This is a genomic window from Lysinibacillus sp. IITD104, assembly GCF_036698265.2.
GTDB classification, from domain to species: domain Bacteria; phylum Bacillota; class Bacilli; order Bacillales_A; family Planococcaceae; genus Lysinibacillus; species Lysinibacillus boronitolerans.
On record NZ_JBAHYH020000001.1, the window covers coordinates 2,753,627 to 2,775,332 of the forward strand.

The 21,706-nt window shown below is 39.3% G+C and carries 17 protein-coding genes, 1 pseudogene and 1 riboswitch; of the genes and pseudogenes, 7 read left to right on the plus strand and 11 right to left on the minus strand.

Annotated elements, in window-relative coordinates; translation table 11 throughout:
• The first annotated feature begins 73 nt into the window (after window positions 1-73).
• The 4 genes from V1L66_RS14175 to V1L66_RS14190 all read left to right on the plus strand — a co-directional run bounded on the left by V1L66_RS14175 (window position 74) and on the right by V1L66_RS14190 (window position 3,694).
• Complete coding sequence (locus V1L66_RS14175; protein ID WP_333004414.1) at window positions 74-685, plus strand: class I SAM-dependent methyltransferase; 612 nt, start codon at window positions 74-76, stop codon at window positions 683-685.
• A gap of 153 nt (window positions 686-838) precedes the next feature.
• Window positions 839-1,966, plus strand: a complete 1,128-nt coding sequence (locus tag V1L66_RS14180; protein WP_258859332.1) for a DUF418 domain-containing protein — start codon at window positions 839-841, stop codon at window positions 1,964-1,966.
• Window positions 1,967-1,979: 13 nt separating this feature from the next.
• Window positions 1,980-3,092 carry a sensor histidine kinase gene (locus tag V1L66_RS14185; protein ID WP_333004411.1) on the plus strand — a complete coding sequence of 371 codons (1,113 nt, stop codon included), beginning with the start codon at window positions 1,980-1,982 and terminating at the stop codon, window positions 3,090-3,092.
• Window positions 3,089-3,694: a response regulator transcription factor gene (locus tag V1L66_RS14190; RefSeq protein WP_004229368.1), complete on the plus strand. Its 606-nt coding sequence runs from the start codon at window positions 3,089-3,091 to the stop codon at window positions 3,692-3,694. The genes V1L66_RS14185 and V1L66_RS14190 overlap by 4 nt, the downstream gene beginning before the upstream one ends.
• Window positions 3,695-3,804: 110 nt before the next feature.
• Here V1L66_RS14190 and V1L66_RS14195 read toward each other — a convergent pair whose 3' ends face one another.
• The 8 genes from V1L66_RS14195 to V1L66_RS14230 all read right to left on the minus strand — a co-directional run bounded on the left by V1L66_RS14195 (window position 3,805) and on the right by V1L66_RS14230 (window position 12,217).
• The gene (locus V1L66_RS14195; protein ID WP_333004407.1) at window positions 3,805-4,884 is read right to left on the minus strand and encodes a hypothetical protein; all 1,080 of its coding nucleotides are present in this window, start codon (window positions 4,882-4,884) and stop codon (window positions 3,805-3,807) included.
• Between the two features lie 727 nt (window positions 4,885-5,611).
• On the minus strand, window positions 5,612-6,322 hold the full coding sequence (locus V1L66_RS14200; RefSeq protein ID WP_082148102.1) for an ankyrin repeat domain-containing protein: 711 nt from the start codon (window positions 6,320-6,322) through the stop codon (window positions 5,612-5,614).
• A 115-nt stretch (window positions 6,323-6,437) separates the two neighbouring features.
• The gene (locus tag V1L66_RS14205) at window positions 6,438-7,124 is read right to left on the minus strand and encodes a response regulator transcription factor (protein WP_048390285.1); all 687 of its coding nucleotides are present in this window, start codon (window positions 7,122-7,124) and stop codon (window positions 6,438-6,440) included.
• A complete protein-coding gene (locus tag V1L66_RS14210) occupies window positions 7,102-8,580 on the minus strand; it encodes a HAMP domain-containing sensor histidine kinase (protein ID WP_333004405.1) in 1,479 nt (492 codons plus the stop codon). The genes V1L66_RS14205 and V1L66_RS14210 overlap by 23 nt, the downstream gene beginning before the upstream one ends.
• 177 nt (window positions 8,581-8,757) lie before the next feature.
• Window positions 8,758-10,119 carry a PepSY domain-containing protein gene (locus tag V1L66_RS14215; RefSeq protein ID WP_333004404.1) on the minus strand — a complete coding sequence of 454 codons (1,362 nt, stop codon included), beginning with the start codon at window positions 10,117-10,119 and terminating at the stop codon, window positions 8,758-8,760.
• Window positions 10,120-10,296: 177 nt separating this feature from the next.
• The gene (locus tag V1L66_RS14220; protein WP_333004402.1) at window positions 10,297-11,316 is read right to left on the minus strand and encodes a 2,3-butanediol dehydrogenase; all 1,020 of its coding nucleotides are present in this window, start codon (window positions 11,314-11,316) and stop codon (window positions 10,297-10,299) included.
• A gap of 15 nt (window positions 11,317-11,331) precedes the next feature.
• Window positions 11,332-11,961, minus strand: a complete 630-nt coding sequence (locus tag V1L66_RS14225; RefSeq protein ID WP_333004401.1) for a TetR/AcrR family transcriptional regulator — start codon at window positions 11,959-11,961, stop codon at window positions 11,332-11,334.
• Between the two features lie 88 nt (window positions 11,962-12,049).
• A complete protein-coding gene (locus V1L66_RS14230) occupies window positions 12,050-12,217 on the minus strand; it encodes a hypothetical protein (protein ID WP_333004399.1) in 168 nt (55 codons plus the stop codon).
• A 214-nt stretch (window positions 12,218-12,431) separates the two neighbouring features.
• Window positions 12,432-12,616, minus strand: a riboswitch (cobalamin riboswitch).
• Between the two features lie 616 nt (window positions 12,617-13,232).
• Between V1L66_RS14230 and V1L66_RS14235 the strand changes: the two are divergent.
• Window positions 13,233-13,582: pseudogene (locus V1L66_RS14235) on the plus strand (VOC family protein).
• Window positions 13,583-13,823: 241 nt separating this feature from the next.
• Window positions 13,824-14,765 (plus strand): NlpC/P60 family protein, encoded by a 942-nt coding sequence (locus V1L66_RS14240; protein ID WP_333004398.1) that lies wholly within the window; start codon window positions 13,824-13,826, stop codon window positions 14,763-14,765.
• A gap of 330 nt (window positions 14,766-15,095) precedes the next feature.
• Here V1L66_RS14240 and murF read toward each other — a convergent pair whose 3' ends face one another.
• Complete coding sequence (gene murF / locus V1L66_RS14245) at window positions 15,096-16,481, minus strand: UDP-N-acetylmuramoyl-tripeptide--D-alanyl-D-alanine ligase (RefSeq protein ID WP_333004397.1); 1,386 nt, start codon at window positions 16,479-16,481, stop codon at window positions 15,096-15,098.
• A 142-nt stretch (window positions 16,482-16,623) separates the two neighbouring features.
• Complete coding sequence (locus V1L66_RS14250; protein ID WP_333004396.1) at window positions 16,624-18,018, minus strand: UDP-N-acetylmuramoyl-tripeptide--D-alanyl-D-alanine ligase; 1,395 nt, start codon at window positions 18,016-18,018, stop codon at window positions 16,624-16,626.
• Window positions 18,019-18,158: 140 nt separating this feature from the next.
• Here V1L66_RS14250 and V1L66_RS14255 point away from each other — a divergent pair, with 140 nt between their 5' ends.
• Window positions 18,159-19,370, plus strand: coding sequence for an ATP-grasp domain-containing protein (locus V1L66_RS14255; RefSeq protein WP_048390271.1), 1,212 nt, complete (start codon window positions 18,159-18,161; stop codon window positions 19,368-19,370).
• Window positions 19,371-19,446: 76 nt separating this feature from the next.
• On the opposite strand, the gene V1L66_RS14260 is transcribed toward V1L66_RS14255, so the two are convergent.
• Window positions 19,447-21,639 (minus strand): YheC/YheD family protein, encoded by a 2,193-nt coding sequence (locus tag V1L66_RS14260; RefSeq protein ID WP_333004395.1) that lies wholly within the window; start codon window positions 21,637-21,639, stop codon window positions 19,447-19,449.
• Window positions 21,640-21,706 lie beyond the last annotated feature (67 nt).

The following is a 21,706-nucleotide window of genomic DNA, read 5'->3' on the forward strand; positions in this document are numbered from 1 at the left end:
TTATCTTACCTTTTTAGCTAAGTTCGGGATTGGAGGCGCCCATCCTGGGGGCATTAATCTATCAAAGGCTGTCTTGCAAGCAGAGAATATTGAGCAAAACGCATATATTTTAGATGTGGGATGTGGTACAGGACAAACGGCTGCTTATTTAGCATCTTCCTATCAAGCAAACGTCACAGGTCTCGATATTCAGCCCATCATGATAGAAAAGGCGCGTCAGCGTATGCATAAAGCCCGTCTACCTGTCAAACTTATACAAGGCTCTATTGAACAAACCTCCTTAGGGAGCGAGTCATTTGACTTGATTCTAGCTGAGTCGGTTCTGGCCTTTGTTAATTTGCAGCAGGCTTTGCAGGAAATTTATCGTTTATTAAAGAAAGGTGGCCGCTTCATTGCTATAGAATTCACCATTCCCAAAACACTTCGCACCGAACTTGCAGACGACATCCAACAATTTTACGGCTTTCAGTCTCTCCTCATGAAAAAGGATTGGGTAAGACTCCTACATCAGGCTGGCTTTTATGAAATACGTATACAAAAGAATAAATCCATCTCATCCAAGCCTGAATTTCAAGTTTCCTCACATATGGAATCCGAGTTCTATGAAATCATGGATCAGCATATTGCCATGAATGAAAAATACGAAAATATTTTAGACTATCGCATCTATACCTGTACAAAGTAATGAGCCAGCAGCAAAAGCGTTGCTGGTTTTTTGTGCTGTCACAGCAAACTTTATGACACCTGTCATCAAGATTTTTTGACTGGTGTGAATAGGTTTTCTTAAGAGATTTTCTTATCCTTAAGGTAAGAAAAAAAAGAAAGAGTGATCGAACTTATGCAAACACAACAAAGACTTCCCTTTATCGATATGTTAAGAGGCTTTGCCGTCTTAGGAACGCTCGGCACAAATATTTGGATTTTTGCTTATCTTGGCGATTTATCGTATATCACAACAAGTGACCATTCTGGTTGGTGGTCCTTCAATGATTTTTTACGTATGGTCGTATTATTTTTCGTTAATGGTAAGCTACTTGGATTATTAACAATTATGTTTGGGGTAGGCTTACAATTAAAATATCAGCAAGCCTTACGAAGAGGTACAGCTTGGCCTGGCGTGTATCTGTGGACTATCGTCTTTTTAGGATTGGAGGGATTGCTGCACTACACCCTGGTGATGGAATATGATATTTTAATGAGCTATGCTGTCACAGCATTCATCGTCGCTTTTATTGTACGTTTAGGTGACAAGTTCATGACAGGAGCCTTTTATTTTTTTGGTGGCTTTCACATCCTATTGATTCTGCTTATTTTTATCAGTACCTTACAAGGAGCTGGTGTTTCCTTAAATGGTATGGCATCCGTTACTGAGCTCTATGAGCATGGCACATGGTTTGCGCAGGTGCAGCATCGTCTCACAAACTTTTTATTTTATCGCTCAGAAGCAATATTTATTATCCCAATGAATGTCTTTTTATTTTTACTTGGCGTGAAGTTTATGCGTAATGAGGTATTTTCACCAACAGACAAAGGACGCCAAACTAGACAAAAGCTATTTAAAATCGGTGTATTCATTGGTTTTCCTATCAATCTGCTTATTTTTATTCCTGGTGGGCTTTTTGATTTACCTGTTCGCTACCTTTGTGCCCCTATTTTATCCATTGGCTATATTGGAATTTTAGGTAAACTGGTAGAATATAAGAAGCTAGACTGGCTTTGGCAGCGCTTTGCTCATGTCGGTAAAATGTCTTTAAGCTGCTATGTCCTCCAAAACGTGCTTGCGTCGATGATTTTTTATGGTTGGGGGCTTGGCTTAGGTGGGCAAGTCAATAGCATCACTGTCATTGGTATTTGGCTATCTCTATCAATCTTACAACTTGTTATAGCGTTCGCTTGGCTACAGCAATTTCAAATGGGCCCTATGGAATGGATTCGTAAAAAAGCCCTTCAAGCGATGACACAGTAATTAGCAACAAAGGATGGTGCTAGTAATAAAATTATATCCAAGAGAACAAATTAAGCATTATTTAATCATTGATGCCGCTTCTGTCATTTTCTTATTCGCGCTAGTACTCGGGTCTCATTCCCTTCCCTTAGCTATGAAAATAACAGTGCTCCTTTTATATCTAATAGCCTTCTACATCGCTTTATGGCATCGAGATTGGAGGCTACTTGTCGCCTCTCTAGTAGCCTTTGTTCTTATTGCCTTACTTAGCATTTTTGTCGATCCTTTTATGCTTATTTTTGGCTTTACCTTTGCCGATTTGCTAGGACGGGCGAAATCAAAATGGCATATTGCCTGTGGGATTGTTGCCATCGCTGCCATGTTTTTGACGGTTTTGTCCATGACAACAGATTCCCTTTTACCAAAGGAATCACAGGTGCTAGTACCGATTATGATGTTTCAGCTAGTGCTCCCGGTACTCATTTATTTTGTGGAAAAGTCGAAAAATCTGCAAGCTGAGCTAGCAGACGTTAATACACAGCTTGTTCAGCAAGAGGAACGACAACGGATCGCTAGAGACCTTCATGATACAATTGGCCATACGCTCACAATGATTAAAGTAAAAACCGAACTAACGACCAAACTGATTGATAGAGATCCTTCAAGCGTGAAGCCTGAGCTACATGACATATTAGCCACTACCCGTACCGCCTTAAAACAGGTACGTGAGTTAGTGTCTGATATGAATTTTATTTCGTTGCAAACAGAGCTTGTCCATTGCCAACAGCTTTTACAAAGCGCGAATATTACCACAACCCTTGACAATCAATGTCCTCAAATCGTACTTTCTAGTGTGGAGGAAACGATGCTTGCTCTATGTGTACGAGAGACGACTACGAATATTCTCAAGCATAGTCAGGCAAAAAAATGTCATTTCACCATTCAATGCTGTGCTGGACACTATACACTTGTGATGAAAGACGATGGCATCGGTTTACAGTCACAGGGACGTGGGAATGGCATCCACTCCATTAAAGAAAGAATGCATATGCTGCAAGGCTATGCCCTGATTGAAAGTGACACACCTATCGGCACCAGCGTCACACTTACTCTACCAATTCAAGATGGAAAGGAGCCTCTAACATGATACGTGTATTACTAGCAGAAGACCAACAAATGTTACGTGGTGCCCTAACTTCGCTACTAGCCTTTGAGCCTGATATTGAGGTCATAGCTGAGGTGGCGGATGGTCAACAAGCATGGGAATTGATCCAGCAGGAGCCACCAGATATTTGCCTAGTCGATATTGAAATGCCCCATCTATCAGGGCTTGAGCTTGCTGAAAAAATTAAACAAGCCAACCTCCCTTGCAAGGTAATGATTGTAACAACCTTCGCACGTCCTGGCTATTTGCAGAAGGCAATGGATTGCGAGGTACACGGCTATCTATTGAAAGATGAACCCATCGATTATTTAATTGCTACTATTCGAAAAATCATGCAGGGAGAAAAGGTGGTCAGTAAGGATTTAGCCGCCTCCTTATTTATGAAGGAGCAAAACCCTTTAAATGAGCGAGAAATTGCGGTACTTCAGCTAGTCAAGAAGGGCTTGACCACAAACGAGATTAGTAAGCAATTATTTTTAACGAAGGGCACGATTCGCAATTATTTATCAACCTCTATTCAGAAGCTACAAGTTGAATCCAGACAGCAAGCCGCTCAGGTAGCAGGTGAAAAAGGCTGGCTATAAAAAAAATCTCGCCACAGCTGTGACGAGATTTTTACAATGTTAGCATAAAATATGTTCCATTTATTAGGTTTCAAATGACAGATTCATTATTTTATTAAGCAAAAGAACGTTTATTTTCCTTGTAGAACTACATTTGTTGCTGTAGCCCAGTTGTTTAATGGGATTACGGTATAGCTGACATTTGCTTTCAACGTACCACCATTCGTTAGATCAAAAATGCCCACAGCACCTTTACGTGATGAATAACGATATTGTGCTTGCAATGTACTCCCATCATTGCCTTTTAACGCTACACTTCGACCAGCAAGTAAATCAGATTGCGGATCGTTTCTTAATTGTAATTCAAAGGATTTTTCATCCATGGCTTTCGCTGATTGCAGAGTGAATGGCGCGATTTCTTTCGCCACAAAGCTCTTTACATCTATTTCCGCCCATTGTGCGTACACACGGTAAGTCACACCTGGTTTTAAAAGTTTGCCAGCAGGGAGTCTAAATTGAGGAGCTTGTCTGCCATCAGCTGCTTGTGTAAATGGTACATAATTAGCAACAAACTCTTCTCCCTCACTTGTTCTCACCGTCACAAAGCGATCACGTAATGAAGAAATAACATCAAAGCGTTTTCCGCTAGCATCTCGATTATGACCATCTAAGCTAAATGCTAAATCTCCACGACCTGCGCGATAGGCTTCAATAATATTAGCATAATCTACTACGCCATCCTCCTGAAAGGATTCCAATGTGAATGTATCATTTGTGACTTGCTCCACATTGCGTACATATACCTTTTCATCTGTGCCCTCAAAAACTTTATTGCGTTGCTCTTTATAGCTCAATGTATAGATAAAATCATCTTCTTGGAATGTTGTTGGTACAATATATGTACTCTTAGCGCCTGTCATTAAGCGTGGCACATTGACAATCTCTAAATCTCCATTAAACGTAAAATGTTTTTTTATAGCATCTAAATGATTTAGGTCTACATCAGCTGCTGCTAAGGGCTGATTAAATGTAATTTGAAGTGTCATTGTATTTAATGGCTTGATGTTTGTAATTTTTGCTACCTGCTCATTTTCTGCTACTGCTTTATTGCTTGCCGCATCTGCATTTAATGGCTCGCCTATGGTTACTAGACCTGCTGATAATACGGATAAAGCCAATGCTGCTGGGACAATACGTTTTCTTAATTTCATTTGTTGAACTCTCCTTTATGGTGTTATTTGGTTTACAAAATTTATCATAAAGTCCATATCTAAACTGCTAATAAATAAACTATTAAAAAAGAATTAAAAAATAGGAAAAATAATTTAAGAACAAAAAAACTGTAGAGAGCCGTCTCTACAGTTTGCATGTTGTTGAAAAAAGATGATGTCAACGCCAGAAAAAGCAACTTTGCAAGTCGAGGGGCTGATTTCCATTACGCCAGCGTCCTTTCCAGGGGGCGTCCGATGAGCCGCTTCACTCACTTACGTTCGCTCCAGGGTCTCCTCTGTGACGCTAAATCCCCTAGGAATGACGCTGGCTCCACTCCAATCAACCATTCTGCAAAGTGTCTTTACTTTTTTATAGTAACATAGCGATCAAATCGTCCATTAACTGTATTCTTAGAGGGGATAAGTTCTTATTTTCAATGTGGAGAAGTGATGCATGACAACACCTCTTCATAAAGAGTAGTGAACACCTTCACTTTATTTGAAAACCTTTGCTAATAAGTTAGTGGGTTGAAGTGGAAGGCTACTTGACTCACGTGGGATAGCAAGACAGGCGAAACTCTAAACGGAGCGGTGGCGGAGGAAGCGATTCGGCGCTCGCCCACAGGAAAGCAAGTAGCCTGCAACGGAAATCCATTTCTACCTTTCAATTGACTGTTTTGTTTTTCAACACTAAGAAAACTGTAGAGAGCCGTCTCTACAGTTTGGGTTACTTTGCGCCTGCTGCAAGTAGAATTTGTTCGATTGCTTTAAATCCTCGTTGTTTTGCATGTTGCAGAGGTGTCACGTTATTTTGATCGGGAATATTTACATCAGCACCATGTTCAATTAGTCGTTGTATTACGGTTTGCTGTGTTGGATTGCCGTTATTTAAGACAATCGCCTCCATCAGGGCTGTCCAGCCTAAATGATTCACATGATTGACGTCAATATCGGTATTGCTCAATAGCTCCTCGATGACCTCCACATGACCATGCTCTGCTGCTGGTATGAGTGCTGTTCCTCCATATCGATTTAAAATAGTCGGATCAGCACCAGCTTGAATGGTCATCTTTAAAATAGCCAGATAGCCCTCCGCACCTGCATAGAGAAATGGCGTATTTTGCTGATTATCCTGAATATTAACATCTGCTCCTGCATCTATTAATAATTTAACTGCCTCTATATCCTGATTATAGGTAGCTATCATCAAAGCTGTTCGATTATTTGAATCTTGTACATTGATGTCCCCTTTTTGTTTCAAAGCATGTTGAAGCCCATCGATATCTCCCCTTTCAGCTGCCTTGAGCAACTCACTCGCCCATTCTGTTCCCACCACTTCACTCCCACCTTTATCATGCTGTATTGTTTCTGTATCAATTGAGGCACACCCTTGAAGTAAAAATGTTAATGCAATGATTACTGCCTGCCTTTTTTTCAATTTTAATACACCGCCTTTCCTTCCTCAGTGTAAGCGGTAATGCTAAATTGCCCATTAACGAATTCTTAAAAAAGTCTAAAAAAACTACCCCGCCACAAGGACGAGGTAGTTTTACTTAAACATTGAAGCGATAGCCTGCACCCCATACTGTTTCCAAAAACTTGGGATGCGCTGGCTCTCGTTCAATTTTTTCACGTAGCTTTCGTATATGAACAGTGACAGTCGAAACGTCTGCAGCTGATTCATAGCCCCAGTTTCGCTCATATAGCTGTTCCTTACTTAATACTTGATTGGGGTGTCTAACAAAAAAGACAAGTAAATCAAATTCCTTCGTTGTAAAGGCAATCTCCTCACCATTAACAAACACCTTTCTAGCCGAAGTATCGATTGTAATACCATGAATGGACATCATATGATTTGTTTGTTGATGGGTCGCCAGACGCTCATATCTCGATAAATGGGCCTTGACCCTTGCCACTAATTCACTCGGACTAAATGGTTTTGTAATATAATCATCCGCTCCTAGTCCAAGACCACGAATTTTATCAATATCCTCCTTTTTAGCTGAAACAAATAAAATGGGAATATTGTGTACTGCTCGAATCTGTTTACAAATGTCAAAGCCACTTATCCCTGGTAGCATGATATCCAAAATGATTAAATCATAATTACCTTTAAGTGCCTGCTGTAGCCCATCCTCTCCATGATGTTGGATATCTACTGTAAAGCCATTAATCTCTAAATAATCTCGTTGAAGCTCAGCTATGCTCACTTCATCTTCAATTAGCAGAATTTTTTTCATGATGATTCACCTTCTCCTCAGCCTTTTTCAATGAAATGAATATGCTCGTCCCCTTTGCTAATTCACTCTTTGCCCAAATATCGCCACCCATTTCAACAACGATTTGTTTTGCAATGGCTAACCCTAAGCCACTGCCTCCTGTTTGCGAATTACGTGAAGGCTCCGCACGGTAAAATCGATCAAAAATATAGGGCAATGCGACAGGATCAATGCCTGCACCATTATCTGTTACCTGAATAATCGCATCCTCTGCTCGCTCATGCAAGGAAATAATGATTTGCTTATATGGCTTATCCATATATTTTTCGCTATTACTTAAAAGGTTCGTCAGGACACGTCTTAATTTATCTCGGTCCACCATAGCCAAAAGCGGCGAGCCTTCTGCTATATAGTGTAAATGAATGTCTCGTGCAATAAAATCAAAGCTTGCATCCTCTACATAATCATGCATATATTGCTGAAGATTGACGCTTTCCATCTGGAAGGGAATCTTTTTTAAATCCAATTTAGAAAATAAGAATAGCTCATCAATTAATACATCCATATCCTTTGCCTTTGTATAGATAGTAGTTAAATATTTATCCATTTTTTCCTCTGTATTCGCCACACCATCTTTAATGCCCTCCACATAGCCGATAATGGAAGTCATCGGCGTTTTTAAATCATGGGAGATATTGGAGATGAGCTCCTTTCGATTTTCCTCATATTGAAGCTGAAGTTGGATGGATTCTTTTAATTTGACTCTCATTTCCTCGAAGGATCGATTCAGCTGACCAATTTCATCCTTCGAGTGGGTCGCAATCTCAAAATCCAAGTCGCCCGATTTAATACGTTCTGCTCCTTCCTTTAATGCCGAAATCGGTTTAATAATACTTCTTGAGACTAAATAATTTAAAAAGCCAATAATCATCATAAACAGAACGAATAAAATACCTAAAAGAATCGGTAACAGCTCCCTCGTTACCTCTGCATGGGAACTAACCTCTCGCAATACAAAAATACTACCCTCTGTTTGATCTGGAAAATAAAAATCAAATTTGACATACGTATAAAAGGCTTGATTGATCATGATTGTGTCACGAGAATTAATATTGGTCGCTTCAAAACCAGGTAAGCTTTGAAGCAATAATTGTTTATGCTCTTTCTGTGTTGAATAAACAATTTGATGGTCTTTTCGTACCACAATCTCTATCGAAGGCGCATTGATTTGTTCAAGCTGTTCGAGATCTAAAAGCTGCTGGGGATTATTTTTAGCTAGTAATTTTAAATCTAGAAATGCATTTTCCTCTACTGTCGTCAAAGGCTTTTGGACATAAGATTTTTTATAAAAATGCTCAATCGCTTTGATATCACCAGTGATGGCAAAGGAAAAAAGAAAAACCGCTGCTAGTAATAGCGTGATGGCAATGATTATGACACCCACATATGATAGCAAAAACCTTGTTTTAATTGACATCTACATTCCCCCAATAAGCTGAAACTACTAGCAATGTACCATACAAATCTTAAAACTTTATAAAATCATGCTGAAAAATCTATAAACATTTTTACCGCTTCAGTATAGTATTGCGTTCTAATAAATGAAATAAACAAAAAGATACGGCACAATCCTGCTGTGCCGTATCCCTTTGCTTTATTTCGTTTCTTGTGCTCTTAGCTTCTTCTTTGTTTGCCAACCTAAAATGATATATTCAATTAATGCCACAGCGATTAATGACGCACCAAATAGCGGCATCATAATCCCTAATATGACAAGGAAAATGATGAATGGCATGGATATTTTATGAGAAATTTGCGGTGGTGCAGACAGCTCCCCTTTTTTTCTACGTAAAATCCAAGTGCGAATGCCCCACACGATTACGGCTAAAAAGGCTAAACAAACCACTAAGTTTAAAAGCTTATTCGGCCAGCCAAATAAATGCCCCTCATGTAATGGTATCCCCCACGTAAAGAATTTAGCTAATAGGCCATAATCGTCATAATTCACTTGATCGATAAACTTGCCACTATACTGATCAAAATACATTGTAGCTTCCGCTGTAGGTTTTACATCTAGCCCTGTTACACCAGAATTACTAGCCTTCGCCACTGTATAGACGCCCTCACCGTTTGACGGATAAATTATAGAGTAAGGCTTAGCAATGTTCATCGAATTGATTTCTTTTTCAAGCTGAGCAATCGTCATTTGGCTGTCGTTCGTATAACGGACAGCACCACCGCCATGATGCTGTGCATGTTCCCCTTCTGAGGTCGGTGCCTCTAATTGACGAGTGGCCCATGGAATTTCAGAGACATCAGATGTTGGGGGCTTTTGTTGGAGTAATGGATACCCAAAAGTAGGATTTTCTGACGCTATATCTGCTAGCATGGAACCCTGAAAAGCAGACCATAATAGCCCAGTCGAAATGAACATCACCATTGGAATCGTAATGATTGTCCCAACAAGCGCATGCAATCTCTTACTTTTTTGTCTCTTATTCTCCGACTTGCCCTTCTTTAGGAGATTTCCTTTGAATGTCATATAAAGACCTGAAAGTAATAAAAAGATCGTCCAGCAAGCTGCCAGCTCTACTAAATAGTTGACAAAGGTCCCACCAATAAAGAGAGAGCTATGCGTATTTCTCATAATATTTGAAAATGTATAATCGGCATCCTGACTACCAACCATTTGATTGTGATCATCTAAAAATACGTACTTTTGTTTAGCGCCATTTGATAAAGTTAAACGCGTATTATAAGGCTCCTCCAACATAATCACTTTCGTAGTAGAGTATCCTGCAAATGCCGCCTCCGCTTTTTCCACGGCCTCATCAATTGTTAAGACCTCTTCCTTATGGCTTTCACCAAAGAAATAATCGTCATATAATCGATTTTCTACATCTGTAAAAAACAAATAACCAATCCCACTTAATGTGAGAGACAGCAATAAAGGCGTAATAAAAAGTGCTGCGAAAAAATGTAGCCGCCAAAATCTAGAATAAAGCAAATTTTTCATATTTAATCTCCAATCTCTCTATTTATAGCAGATTAATTATATAAATAAAAAGTGAAATATGAATGAAGTCCTAAAGGCAGTTTTATGACAAACAAATGTATTCCAATTGGTATTATATTATTAAGGTAGCCAAAAAAATCATAGCCAAACCTCAAGTTCGGCTATGATTTTATTAAATTACATATTCATATTTACAAGAATTTTGCATTGGCTACGGTCTTTTGTTAAAGCCTCAAAGCCTTTTTCCACGATATCCTCTAAAGCAATTTGGCTTGTGATAACAGCTTGTCCATCAATCACACCACGAGCAAGTAATCGAATCACTTCAGGGAAAATATTCACATAGGCGAACGAGCCACTGATTTTTACCTCTGGAGAAACCACCGCATTAGGGTTAAATTCTACAGGTCTTTCCCATACGCTGACGATTTTAAATTCGCCGCCTGGATGAACAGCACTCACACCGCTAGTAAATGTTGCTTGCACACCTGCTGCATCATACGCAACATCGACCCCACCAGCTGTTTTTTCACGAATAAACGCTACTGCATCCGTATCAATTGGATTAATGACATAGGTCGCGCCTAATTCAAGTGCTTTTTGGCGTCGTTCATCCGAAACCTCTACGACAAAAATTTCACTTGCTCCCGCTGCCTTCACAGCCTGCAAGACCAATAATCCAATAGGACCCGCACCAAAAATAGCAGCTGTATCGCCTAGCTTTAATTGACTTTGACGCACTGCATGTACCGCTACTGCTGTAGGTTCAACAAGTGCGCCTAGCTCTAGGCTCATATTGTCAGGAAGAAGGTGAATATTTTCTTCTTGTACAACTGCATATTCTGCAAATCCGCCAGAAATTGTATAGCCATAAGATTGACCACGTTTACATAAGTTGGAATAGCCACGTCGACAATTATCACATTTACCACATGGAATTGGTGGCTCCACTGCCACACGATCTCCTACTTTTGTCTGTGTAACGCCTTTTGCAACCTCTACAACGACACCTGCAAATTCATGCCCTAATACGGGTTGTGTACGGAATGCATAAGCCCCACCAACATATTCATGTAAATCACTACCACAAATTCCTGCAAAGGCAACTTTTACTTTCACCATGCCTGGCTCTAGTGCTGGCAGTTGTGCCTCCTCTACTCGAATATCTTTTACACCGTAAAATTTTGCTGCTTTCATCCTATTACCTTCTTTTTATAATTTAGTTTGAAGACCATGGAACACGAAGTTGACTGCAAGCTCCGCTATCTGATCGGGTGTTGCTTGTAATGAAGAACGGTTTAAAAAGGGATTGTTCAACGAATACATTAACGTTCCCATAATAAAGTTCAGTGCAACATCAAGTGACTCGAAGTAAATGGTCTGTTGCTCCTGACAAGCCAATAAAATTGTCCGAAGTTGCTCCCAGGAAGGTAAAAACACATCCTTTAGCATCTCAAGCCTAGGACTATTCATGACTATTTCTTGCTGTAATATATCAATTAACTCATGCTCCTGGATTCGGTAAAGAACAAAGTTACGACAAAAGCTACGAAGCGCACCGATTGAATCTTGAACGTCATAATGAGCATTCATAAAGGTGTGGCGTAGCGGTTCAAATAATGCATTAAAGACATTTTCCTTGCCACCAAAATGATAGGAAACAAGTGCAAGTGACACATCTGCTTCTTCACAAATTTGTCTCACCGTGGTACCATCAAAGCCCCTTGATGAAAACAAGGTTTTTGCCGCTTGTAAAATTTGATCCTTTACCTCTTTATTTTTTTCTTTTTGATCGATAGTTCTCACCTCTTTTTTGAACAAACGTTCAAAACAATTGTTCAACGAAATTGTACGCCTACTATTATTAATTGTCAAAGCATGCGCTTATTAAAAAATGGCTACTTCGTTTTTCGAAGTAGCCAAACATATTCTATCCTCTTAATTCTTTCAAAACATTTGCGTATGCTGCTAAAATAGATTGCTCATGTGTAGCATCATGCCCAACATATTGTTCGACAAGCTCCTTTAAGGGTTTAGGCTCTTGCATAATTTCAAATTTGAATAAGCTTTCATAGTACTCAACAACTTGTGGATTCATGTGGACCGCTCCTTTAATTTTTTACATAAAAAAACATCTTTCCCTCATTAGAAAGATGTCTACTATGACAAATACACGACATAATACGGTGATCGCCAAATGGAAAGAAGCCTTCTATTAAACATAGAAGCACCCTTTTTAGCAATCATCGTACTATGAGCATGCAGGAGAAATTCTCTAGTCACACTCAACACCCCCTATCCGCGTAGGTTTTTTGGCTGTACTAGATAAAGGCAGGTCTCCTGGCTTATGTTCATCACACCTTTCACCTTCCCATTACGACTCGTAACAGTGGCCTGTTGAAATGTGCTCCCATTTACAGTTGCGGGACAGCGTCGGATTCACACCGATCTTCCCTTTTAAACAAATCTAATTTGTACCTCTATCCTATTATTCCGTTTTTATTATTATACCATAGTATTAAATCTTAACAGCTTTCTTCACATTTAGAGCGCTATCCCTCTCTTTTAAGGATTTATCCTCTTAATTTGAAGCGCTATTCGCTACTTTCGAAGTTCTATCCACCAGTTTAAGCTCTATCCTTCAATTTGATGATTCTATCCGCCAGTTTTAGAATGCTATCCTTCACTTTTGAAGTTCTATCCGCTAGTTTAAACCCTATCCTTCAATTTGATGATTCTATCCGCCAGTTTTAGAATGCTATCCTTCACTTTTGAAGTTCTATCCACCTGTTTAAACTCTATCCTTCAATTTGATGATTCTATCCGCTAGTTTTAGAACGCTATCCTTCACTTTTGAAGTTCTATCCGCTAGTTTAAACCCTATCCTTCAATTTGATGATTCTATCCGCTAGTTTTAGAATGCTATCCTTCACTTTTGAAGTTCTATCCACCTGTTTAAACTCTATCCTTCAATTTGATGATTCTATCCGCTAGTTTTAGAATGCTATCCTTCACTTTTGAAGTTCTATCCGCTAGTTTAAGCTCTATCCTCCCATCCATTTCAAATATTTAGAAATTACTCTATAATTAAGAAAAAAAGGGGGTGGTCTGAGATGATAATGGGTTTACATCATGTGCAAATTACAATTCCGAAAGGTTGTGAGGAGCAAGGGAAGGATTTTTATTGTCATGTCTTAGGACTTCAAGAATTAGAGAAGCCTGACTCTCTCAAAGGACGTGGGGGATTTTGGTTACAGTCCATGTAGGGACAGAGGATGGCTTCGATCGTTTGACCACAAAGGCGCATATTGCATATCAAGTAGCGGATATTCAGTATTGGCGGAAGAAACTCGCAGCTCATCAAATCAAGATACTCGATTCGGTGCCTCTTCCCCATTACGAGCGCTTTGAATTCCGTGATCCCTTTGGTAATCGTGTAGAAATGATACAGAAAATCGTGTAGGCTGCCTCGTTTTGGGGCAGCTTTTTTCATGGAATTGTTCCATATTACATCTTACTGAAACATTTGTAATAAAACTGTAAATTCCCTTGATAAAGCCTTTTATAGCAAGTGTTGAAGCCCTCCCTTCAGTTACCCTGGTAACATTTACCGCCCAGAAGCCCTACTTTTTCATGCTACGATTATTTCCATGGCAAAGGTATACAGGAGAAATCCTACTAGATGCTTTAGGAGGTTACACAACATGAATAAACGATTTTTATCTACAACACTTGCATTAACAATTGGATTTAGTTCATTTGGAATGGTGCAAACAGCGATCCAGCCAATACAAGTAGAGGCTGCGACTACAAATGCTCAGAACAACGCACAGGCGGTAGCTGTAAAAGCAGACCAATTAATTCAGACTGGTAAAAGCTTAATGGGGCAAGCAACATACAGCAATTCGGTTTACAAGCGTACATACCCATACAAATTTTCTTGTGCTTCATTTTTAATGTACATCTTCGAGAAAAATGGGGTAGACCTTGGTACGTATAACGAAAATTATATGATTCAGCAAGGGACTTATGTAGCGAGAAACCAATTACAAAAAGGCGATTTAGTGTTCTTTAAAAGTAAAAAAACGGGAACTGATCCCGATCATGTCGGTATGTATATTGGCGACAATAAAATCATCCATATGGCTGATACCAAACAAAATATAGTTATCTCTGATTTAAATAGTAAGCCGTATTATAAAGAAAACTATGTATCGGCACGTAGAGTATTACCTACTCTGCTATCAGCCAACCCTGCAACAAAAGGCGATAAAATTGTTGAGAATGCGCTGACTTATAAAAATAAAGTAACGATTAGCTCGACAACAAATGAGTCAAGTCTACGCTTTACCGCTCCAGCATTTGTCGATTTCATCTATCGTAAAAGTGGCGTTAAACTCGGATCAACTTCTTTAAGCGGTTTAATGAGCAAAGGATCAACTGTAGCGCGTGCTAATTTGAAAAAGGGTGATTTAGTCTTCTTTAATAGTGTGAAAGGTTCAAAAAAACCTTCTCTTGTAGGGATTTATGCAGGCGATCACCGTATCATCATCCCTAATTCCGATGGTGTCATGACAAGAGTATTATTTGTTGATTATTATGCTCAACACTATATTACTGCGAAGCGCGTTATCTCTACTAAATAACTCTACGCCCTGTTAAGTGCACTGACTTTTACAAGTGGTTTTACTTACTATGTCTTTAAGAAACATGGTATTGAGTTGAAGAATAAATTAGCAAACACAAGCTTTAGTTGGTAAACGTATTCAAAAATCTCAGTTTCAAAAAGTAGATTTATTATTCATCTCTACCAATAGAAATCACACAAACGAGGATCTATTATAGGGAGTAATCAATATATTAATATGACTACGAACTGTTGTGAAACAAAGTTTAAGCATAACATGGGTAACAGCTCGGCGTGTTTTAAAATAAGTAAGAATTGGGTGTCTCATTCATTTTGAGACACCCTTTTTCTATGCGTTTTTTAGTTTATTGGCAAATTCGATCATGGATCTACTAGACATCGGTCCCTTAATTAAAACTATCGTGTCCACATCTAGCTTTGGTTTCAATAATTCTAAAACGCCTGCTACCTCTTTAAACGTATGAACCTCTGCGCTGGTTCCATCCTTTTGCGCTTGATCGGCAATCTTCTCTGCCCTTTTGCCGATGGTAATCAATGTATCGATCTTTCTTAGTGCTACCATGGAGCCGATTTCGCGATGATATTTTTCTTCAAAATTGCCTAATCGCTTTATATCCCCTAAAACAAGAATGACCTTTTTGTCTTTTCCCACCGTATCTAGCACTTTTAAGGCTGCCTCTACAGATGTTGGGTTATTTGTCCATGTATCATCAATAATCGTACTGTCACCAAGTCCTGTCGTAAATTCTAAATGTCTTGCCATCTGTTTAAATGTTCTTAGTCCTGCGATTGCCTGACGAATAGTCAGCCCCATTTCATGGCTAGCTGCAATCGCGGCTAAGGCATTATAGACCTGATGCTCTCCATAGCCTGGGACAAACACATTGTATGTTTCATCCGCTACCTCTAAAACAAACTTCATGCCCGTATTGGCAAACTCCACTTTCGAAGCCTTGTAATCTGCCGTATCCTGTAAGCCAAACTTGATAATCTTCCCTTTAAATCTTTTCAATGAGATTTTTTTGGTATTGGCATCATCTGCATTGATGATTAACGTGCCATCTTCTTTAATACCTTCCACAATTTCTGACTTGGCCTTAATATAGCCTTCTAAATTAAGACAGCCATCTAGATGATGGACACCAATATTTGTAATGATGCCGATAGTTGGTTGATAGATCATACATTGATGTTTAATATTCCCTGTATTCCCTAAGCCTAATTCAAAGATAGCGGCTTGCGTTTTATCATCAATGCCCGTTAAATAAGGTAGTGATTGCCTTGGCTCGTTTTTACTGCTGATGGATGCTTGCACTTGCCAATGCTTACTAGCAATATGTTTTAACATCTCTTTTGTCGTTGTTTTACCACAAGTGCCTGTTAAAGCCACAACGGGAATTTCAAAGAGCCCACGATAATACTCGATAAATGTCCAGTATGCCTGTGCAACACTTTTCACTTGTAAAACGGTTGTATTTGATTGCGCATTTTTTAACTCTGTAGACGGTTTATCGGATATGATAAGAGATGGACCTTTCCGATCAATCTCTTGCCAGTTGATTTGATCGTTTCGACTAACAAACAGGAGCGAATGGCTTTTTGTTAAATCATGTCGATTATAGTAGATCGCCTGCTTAACAGACCATTGTTCTGATCCGTGAAGGAGCTTTCCCTGTAGGACATTCCTAAGTTTCTGCACACTAATGGATTGCAAGTGTACTACGCCTCCTCTCTTTATCAATCTTGTAGATGACTTATTTCTTCTCTTGATCTAGCGTGCTGCTTTTTGATCAATTACTATACCTTATTAGAAAGCTCTTCTATGTGGCACAGTCAATATCCTATATTGAAAGAAGCTAATCAGCAGGTGGTGGAGGCTTTAGCTTTAGCTCCGTTGCAAGTTTAGAGACCTGTTTGCTATACATATCTCCCTTTATGAGAATGATGGTATTTTCATCCACAATCCTCTGCAGTAACGGATAGACGAGCGTACTATTTTTAAATGTATAAACAGGTGCGCTAAATCCTAGCTTTACTGCATGATCGGCCATAATCCTTGCGTGTTCTCCAATGGTAATCAGAACATCCACGCCAATACGTCGAATTAATTCTCCCGCTTGTTCATGAATAATGTAGCCCCACGAACCTAAATCGGTAATTGTACCAATAACAGCGATCTTTTTCTTGCCATCACCTAGCTCATTCAACACTTTTAAGGCAGCCTCTAAGGAAGTGGTTGTAATACTCCATGTATCATCCAATAACATGGAATGATTAATGCCCTCAAAGAGTTGCAATTGTTTTTTCAATTGACGGAATGATTGGAGCTGATTTGCTGCGACTGGAATAGGCACGCCCATATCGTGGACCGCTGCGATGGCAGCAAGAGCATTATAAACCTGATGCTCCCCAAACCCTGGTACAAGAATGTCATAGCTTTTTCTATCATGATGCAGGACAAATTTCATGCCTTTTTGATAGTAGTGGATATGGCTCGCTTGAAAATCACAGGAGTCATGCTTTCCCACCTTGATCAAACGCCCACGAAATCTCGTAACATCTATTTTTTTCGTATTCATATCTTCAGCATTGATAATTAATGTACCTTTTGGATGAATGATATCTAGCATTTCTCCCTTTGCTTGAATATAGCCTTCTAATGTTTTGCAATAATTTAAATGATGGGCTCCGATATTCGTAATAATACCGATTGTCGGTTTGAAATATCTCCCTGCATTCGTAACGTCTCCAGGTGAGCCCACTGCTGTTTCAAAAACGGCAGCCTCGGTTTCATCCTCAATGCCCAGTAAATATTGCAAAGAAGCCGTTCTAGAATTGCTGCTCAATGTCGTCGCAGTCACTTTCCGATCAGCCGAAAGAATATGTTTAATCATCTCTTTTGTCGTTGTTTTGCCTGATGTACCTGTGATCGCGACAATCGGAATATGAAACTGGCTGCGATAAAAATGGACAAATTTCCAATAGGCCTCTTCTGCATTCGCTACCTGTATCATAATGACATGATTGGGAATGTCAGTTGGCCGATAAGCTCTATCGGTCACTAGCACTAGAGGAGAAAGTGGCTCAAGATTTTTCCAATTAACAATACGTTTACTTGTAAAAAGTGCCGTATTGGACTTTTTCACTTGCTTTAATCGATAAGCCCCATGCTGAATCAGTGTATCCTCTGATCCGTGCACTAGATAGCCTGCCGTAATCATTGCTAAATTTTTCACCGAAAGAGGCTTCATATCTTTTCTCCCTCCTTTCTTTTCTAGTATATGTAACCTTTTAAAAGTTGCTTGGATGTAGACAAGATACATAACTAGAGGAAATCTATTTCATTGCATATATATAAAGGTGATTAAGTATCTAAGTACCAATAGAAGGAGTGATATACCTGAAAGCCATTGTATTTATCGGTACAAACAAATCTGGGTCTAGTCGTGAAGCAACAAGGGCAGCAGAAAAATTAGGCTACTTCACAGTACTTTTCACAAATAATGAAAAACAACTTCAGCAGCGCAGAGCCTACCCCGACATCCATAAAATGATACTCATTGATACTTTTGATATCGAGAGCATGAAAGATGAAATTGAGAAACTAGGAAAAGCTGGATTAAATATTAAAAGTATCGTTAGTTTTGTTGATCCATTTGTCCATATTGCTTCAATACTATGTGATGAATTTTGTCAGAACTATACATCCTCCAGTGCCATTGAAACTATGGAGGATAAAGAAAAAACAAGAAAGTTTTTACAAGACCAGCCCTATTCGCCAAAATTTTCGCTCATGAAACCGAACGAACCTATAGCTAAAAATTTAACCTTTCCATTAATCGTAAAATCTCCTAAATCAACTGGCTCAAAAGATGTCTTACTAGCAACGGATGCCGACCAGCTCAATAACCACCTCAAAGCACTACGCAGTAAAAATCCCTATGAAACCATCATGATTGAAGAATATCTAGATGGCCCTCAATATTTAGTAGAGGCGGTTGTTTATCAACGACAACCACATGTCATTGGTATAATTGAGCAAGAAATTACCCAAGGAAAACGATTTATCATTACTGGCTATGGTGTTCTAGTGAAAGCCCCTAAAGACATCCAATCAGGCATCGAGGAGGTACTCCATTCCATCGTGAAAGCCTTTGGTATTGAGAATGGGGCTCTTCACTTAGAGCTTCGATTAACCCAAAATGGTTGGAAACTTATCGAGATCAATCCTCGAATTTCAGGTGGCGCTATGAATAATATGCTACAAGCAGCTCTAGGTTTTAGTTTAGTAGAAGAAACACTGAAGATTTTGCTAGGAGAACAGCCTAATCTGCAACCAAGACATAAAAAATTTGTGTATACAAAATATGTCATTGTGGAAAGTAGAGGAATTTTAGAAAAGGTTATTGGCAAGGCAAGAGCGACAAGATCAACTGGCGTCGTTGAAGTATATGTCAAACCGAGAAGAGGCACCCTCCTCACCCCACCTTTATCGATGGGTCATCGTTACGCCTATGTCATAGCAGAGGGAGCAACCTTGAAGGAAGCAAGAAATCACGCAATCACTGCAGCGAAGGAAATAAAATTCATTTTGAGAGTTTGAAAAAAATAACCCGAATAATTGCCGCTTGCCAGTGGACAGTTACTCGGGCTTTTTTATCTTCATAAGTCATAATGGATCATTCTTCTTTAAACGTTTGATCTAAAAATTTCACGGTTTCGAACATATTGGTTTTACTTGCACCCTTCACAAGAATGGTATCATGAGGCTTAATGAGCTTTTCAAGGAGGACATGCATTTGATCTTTATTAATAAAATGATGTACTCTGGATGGGTCCATGCCCTTCGCGATGGCAGCATTACTCATTTCATCTGTCCTAAAGCCATAGGTAATAAATTCATCGATGCCTATCTCATATACATACTCCCCAACCTTACGATATTCCTCTTCTCTCAAGACACCAAGTTCTCGCATTTGTCCAATAATGGCTACCTTGCGATTTGTCGCGATATTCTTCAGTACATCGAGCGCAGCACGAACCCCCTGCGGATGAGAGTGTACTGTATCATCAATAACCGTTATATCATCACGGCAATTATAAATCGTTAAACGTCTTGGTGGTTTTTTAAAGTTGAGCCCTGCCTGAATATCAAGTGGACTAAATCCTAAAAGATCAGCCACTGCCACTGCATTCAATGCGTTGTATACATGATGTTCTCCTAAAATAGGAATATATAATTCTATTTCTTGCCCATGCAGCTTCATTTTAAAGGACATGCCGACATCTTTATATTGCAAATCATATGCACGGTAATCCGCTTCCTTTTTAATCCCTACTGTGATGATTTTCCCTTTAAATTGCTGTGTCTCTAAGTATCTTGAATTGTCATCATCTTGATTGACAATGAGCAAGCCCTGTTGGTCCATGCCATGAATCAATTCCGATTTTGCCTTGGCAACGCCCCTTACATCTCCATCAAAGTTCCCAACATGGGCTAAGCCTATATTCGTTACAATACTAATATTCGGCTGGATGATGCTGCAGTGATTGGTAATAATGCCTGGGTAAGCCATACCATACTCTAATACAACAGCCTGATGTGTATCATTGATTTCTTCCTTATGTTTTTTCGTATGCTCTGTCGTATTCCAATAATCCTTTGATTCAAATACATTCCACTTTTTCGATAAGATCGAACCAACAAATGCCTTTGTAGTAGTTTTCCCCGCACTTCCTGTAATCGCAATAATCGGCAGGGTTTTCTTTGCCTCCACCTGCTTACTTTTTTGTTGGTCAATTTTCTTTTTCAGCGGTTTTTGATTTTTGGCTAGATACATCGCATAACGGATGGAATGGATGACCACATCTAATTCCAAGTAAAAGGCAGGAGGACAGCCTGGGCGCCAATTGACCTCATACATCCAAATTTTTTGATTTTGATCTAACCCTACATCAATGCCAATTTCATCAATAACTTCCCCAAATTTCGCCATTTGAATTTCATCCAGATGATGTGCCAGCGCTAGTGAAAAATGCTCAAGCATTCGCCGAATATTATAGGCCTCTTCCTTAAACTCCTGCTCCAAAAAAGGATCTAAATAATTGGTATAGCCACCATTATTAATATTCGGTATGATGGAGCCATTCGGTGCAATGCGTGGATACACCGTTGTCACTACCCATTTACCTTCTCCATTTTTTTGAACATGCAGGCGGAAATCATAGACCTGACCTGATTTTGTAACAGATTGAATATACGGCTGCATAATAAAGGTGCCAGACGCAAGTTGCTCCTTTATCAAGGAATCCAATTGTGGCTTTGTATAGGTTGTCGTGGTGCTATCCTTTTTCACCTCAAAATACTTGGCTCCCGCCTTCGTTATAAAATAAATACCCTTCCCTTTTCGTCCATCAATTGGCTTAAACACAACTCGTTTATAATAATTAACGAACTTATGAAATAAATCGGCATCCTTTACAATTTCAGAGGGAATCAAATACTGTTCAAATTCCTTCGCTTCCTTTAATCGTTTCATCACATTCCATTTGTTCCCGATTGAATGAGTTGTAAATGGTATCTCCTCTTTTAAACGATCAATAATCTCCTTCGAAACAGATAATTTCTCAGGGCTTCCTGCATTATAGATAACATCAGGAAAGGGCATCGTTTTTTCCTGCCATTGCCCATTCTCATAGACCTTTGCTCGAATAGACCGTTTGGCAAAGTCCACACTTTTAGGTGTGAAGTAAAAAAATGTTGCGCCTTCAGCTTTCGCAACTGCTGCAAAGGCATAGGACTTGAGCACTGTTGTTGGATCAAGTCGATGATGCAGCATACCAATAATCGTCATAGCTAAACTTCCTTTCATTAGATTCTCTCTCTATTACATTCACTTTGTATCCCTTGCATATAGACAGATGCTCTAGCTTTAGTAG

Excerpts from the sequence above, each read along its gene's own strand:
- V1L66_RS14230 (WP_333004399.1), bottom strand. The coding sequence starts at position 12,217 with ATGAATCCACAAGTTGTTGAGTACTATGAAAGCTTATTCAAATTTGAA.
- V1L66_RS14240 (WP_333004398.1), top strand. The coding sequence starts at position 13,824 with ATGAATAAACGATTTTTATCTACAACACTTGCATTAACAATTGGATTT.
- V1L66_RS14190 (WP_004229368.1), top strand. The coding sequence starts at position 3,089 with ATGATACGTGTATTACTAGCAGAAGACCAACAAATGTTACGTGGTGCC.
- V1L66_RS14185 (WP_333004411.1), top strand. The coding sequence starts at position 1,980 with ATGGTGCTAGTAATAAAATTATATCCAAGAGAACAAATTAAGCATTAT.
- V1L66_RS14195 (WP_333004407.1), bottom strand. The coding sequence starts at position 4,884 with ATGAAATTAAGAAAACGTATTGTCCCAGCAGCATTGGCTTTATCCGTA.
- V1L66_RS14260 (WP_333004395.1), bottom strand. The coding sequence starts at position 21,639 with ATGAAAGGAAGTTTAGCTATGACGATTATTGGTATGCTGCATCATCGA.
- V1L66_RS14215 (WP_333004404.1), bottom strand. The coding sequence starts at position 10,119 with ATGAAAAATTTGCTTTATTCTAGATTTTGGCGGCTACATTTTTTCGCA.
- V1L66_RS14210 (WP_333004405.1), bottom strand. The coding sequence starts at position 8,580 with ATGTCAATTAAAACAAGGTTTTTGCTATCATATGTGGGTGTCATAATC.
- V1L66_RS14180 (WP_258859332.1), top strand. The coding sequence starts at position 839 with ATGCAAACACAACAAAGACTTCCCTTTATCGATATGTTAAGAGGCTTT.
- V1L66_RS14250 (WP_333004396.1), bottom strand. The coding sequence starts at position 18,018 with ATGAAGCCTCTTTCGGTGAAAAATTTAGCAATGATTACGGCAGGCTAT.
- V1L66_RS14205 (WP_048390285.1), bottom strand. The coding sequence starts at position 7,124 with ATGAAAAAAATTCTGCTAATTGAAGATGAAGTGAGCATAGCTGAGCTT.
- V1L66_RS14220 (WP_333004402.1), bottom strand. The coding sequence starts at position 11,316 with ATGAAAGCAGCAAAATTTTACGGTGTAAAAGATATTCGAGTAGAGGAG.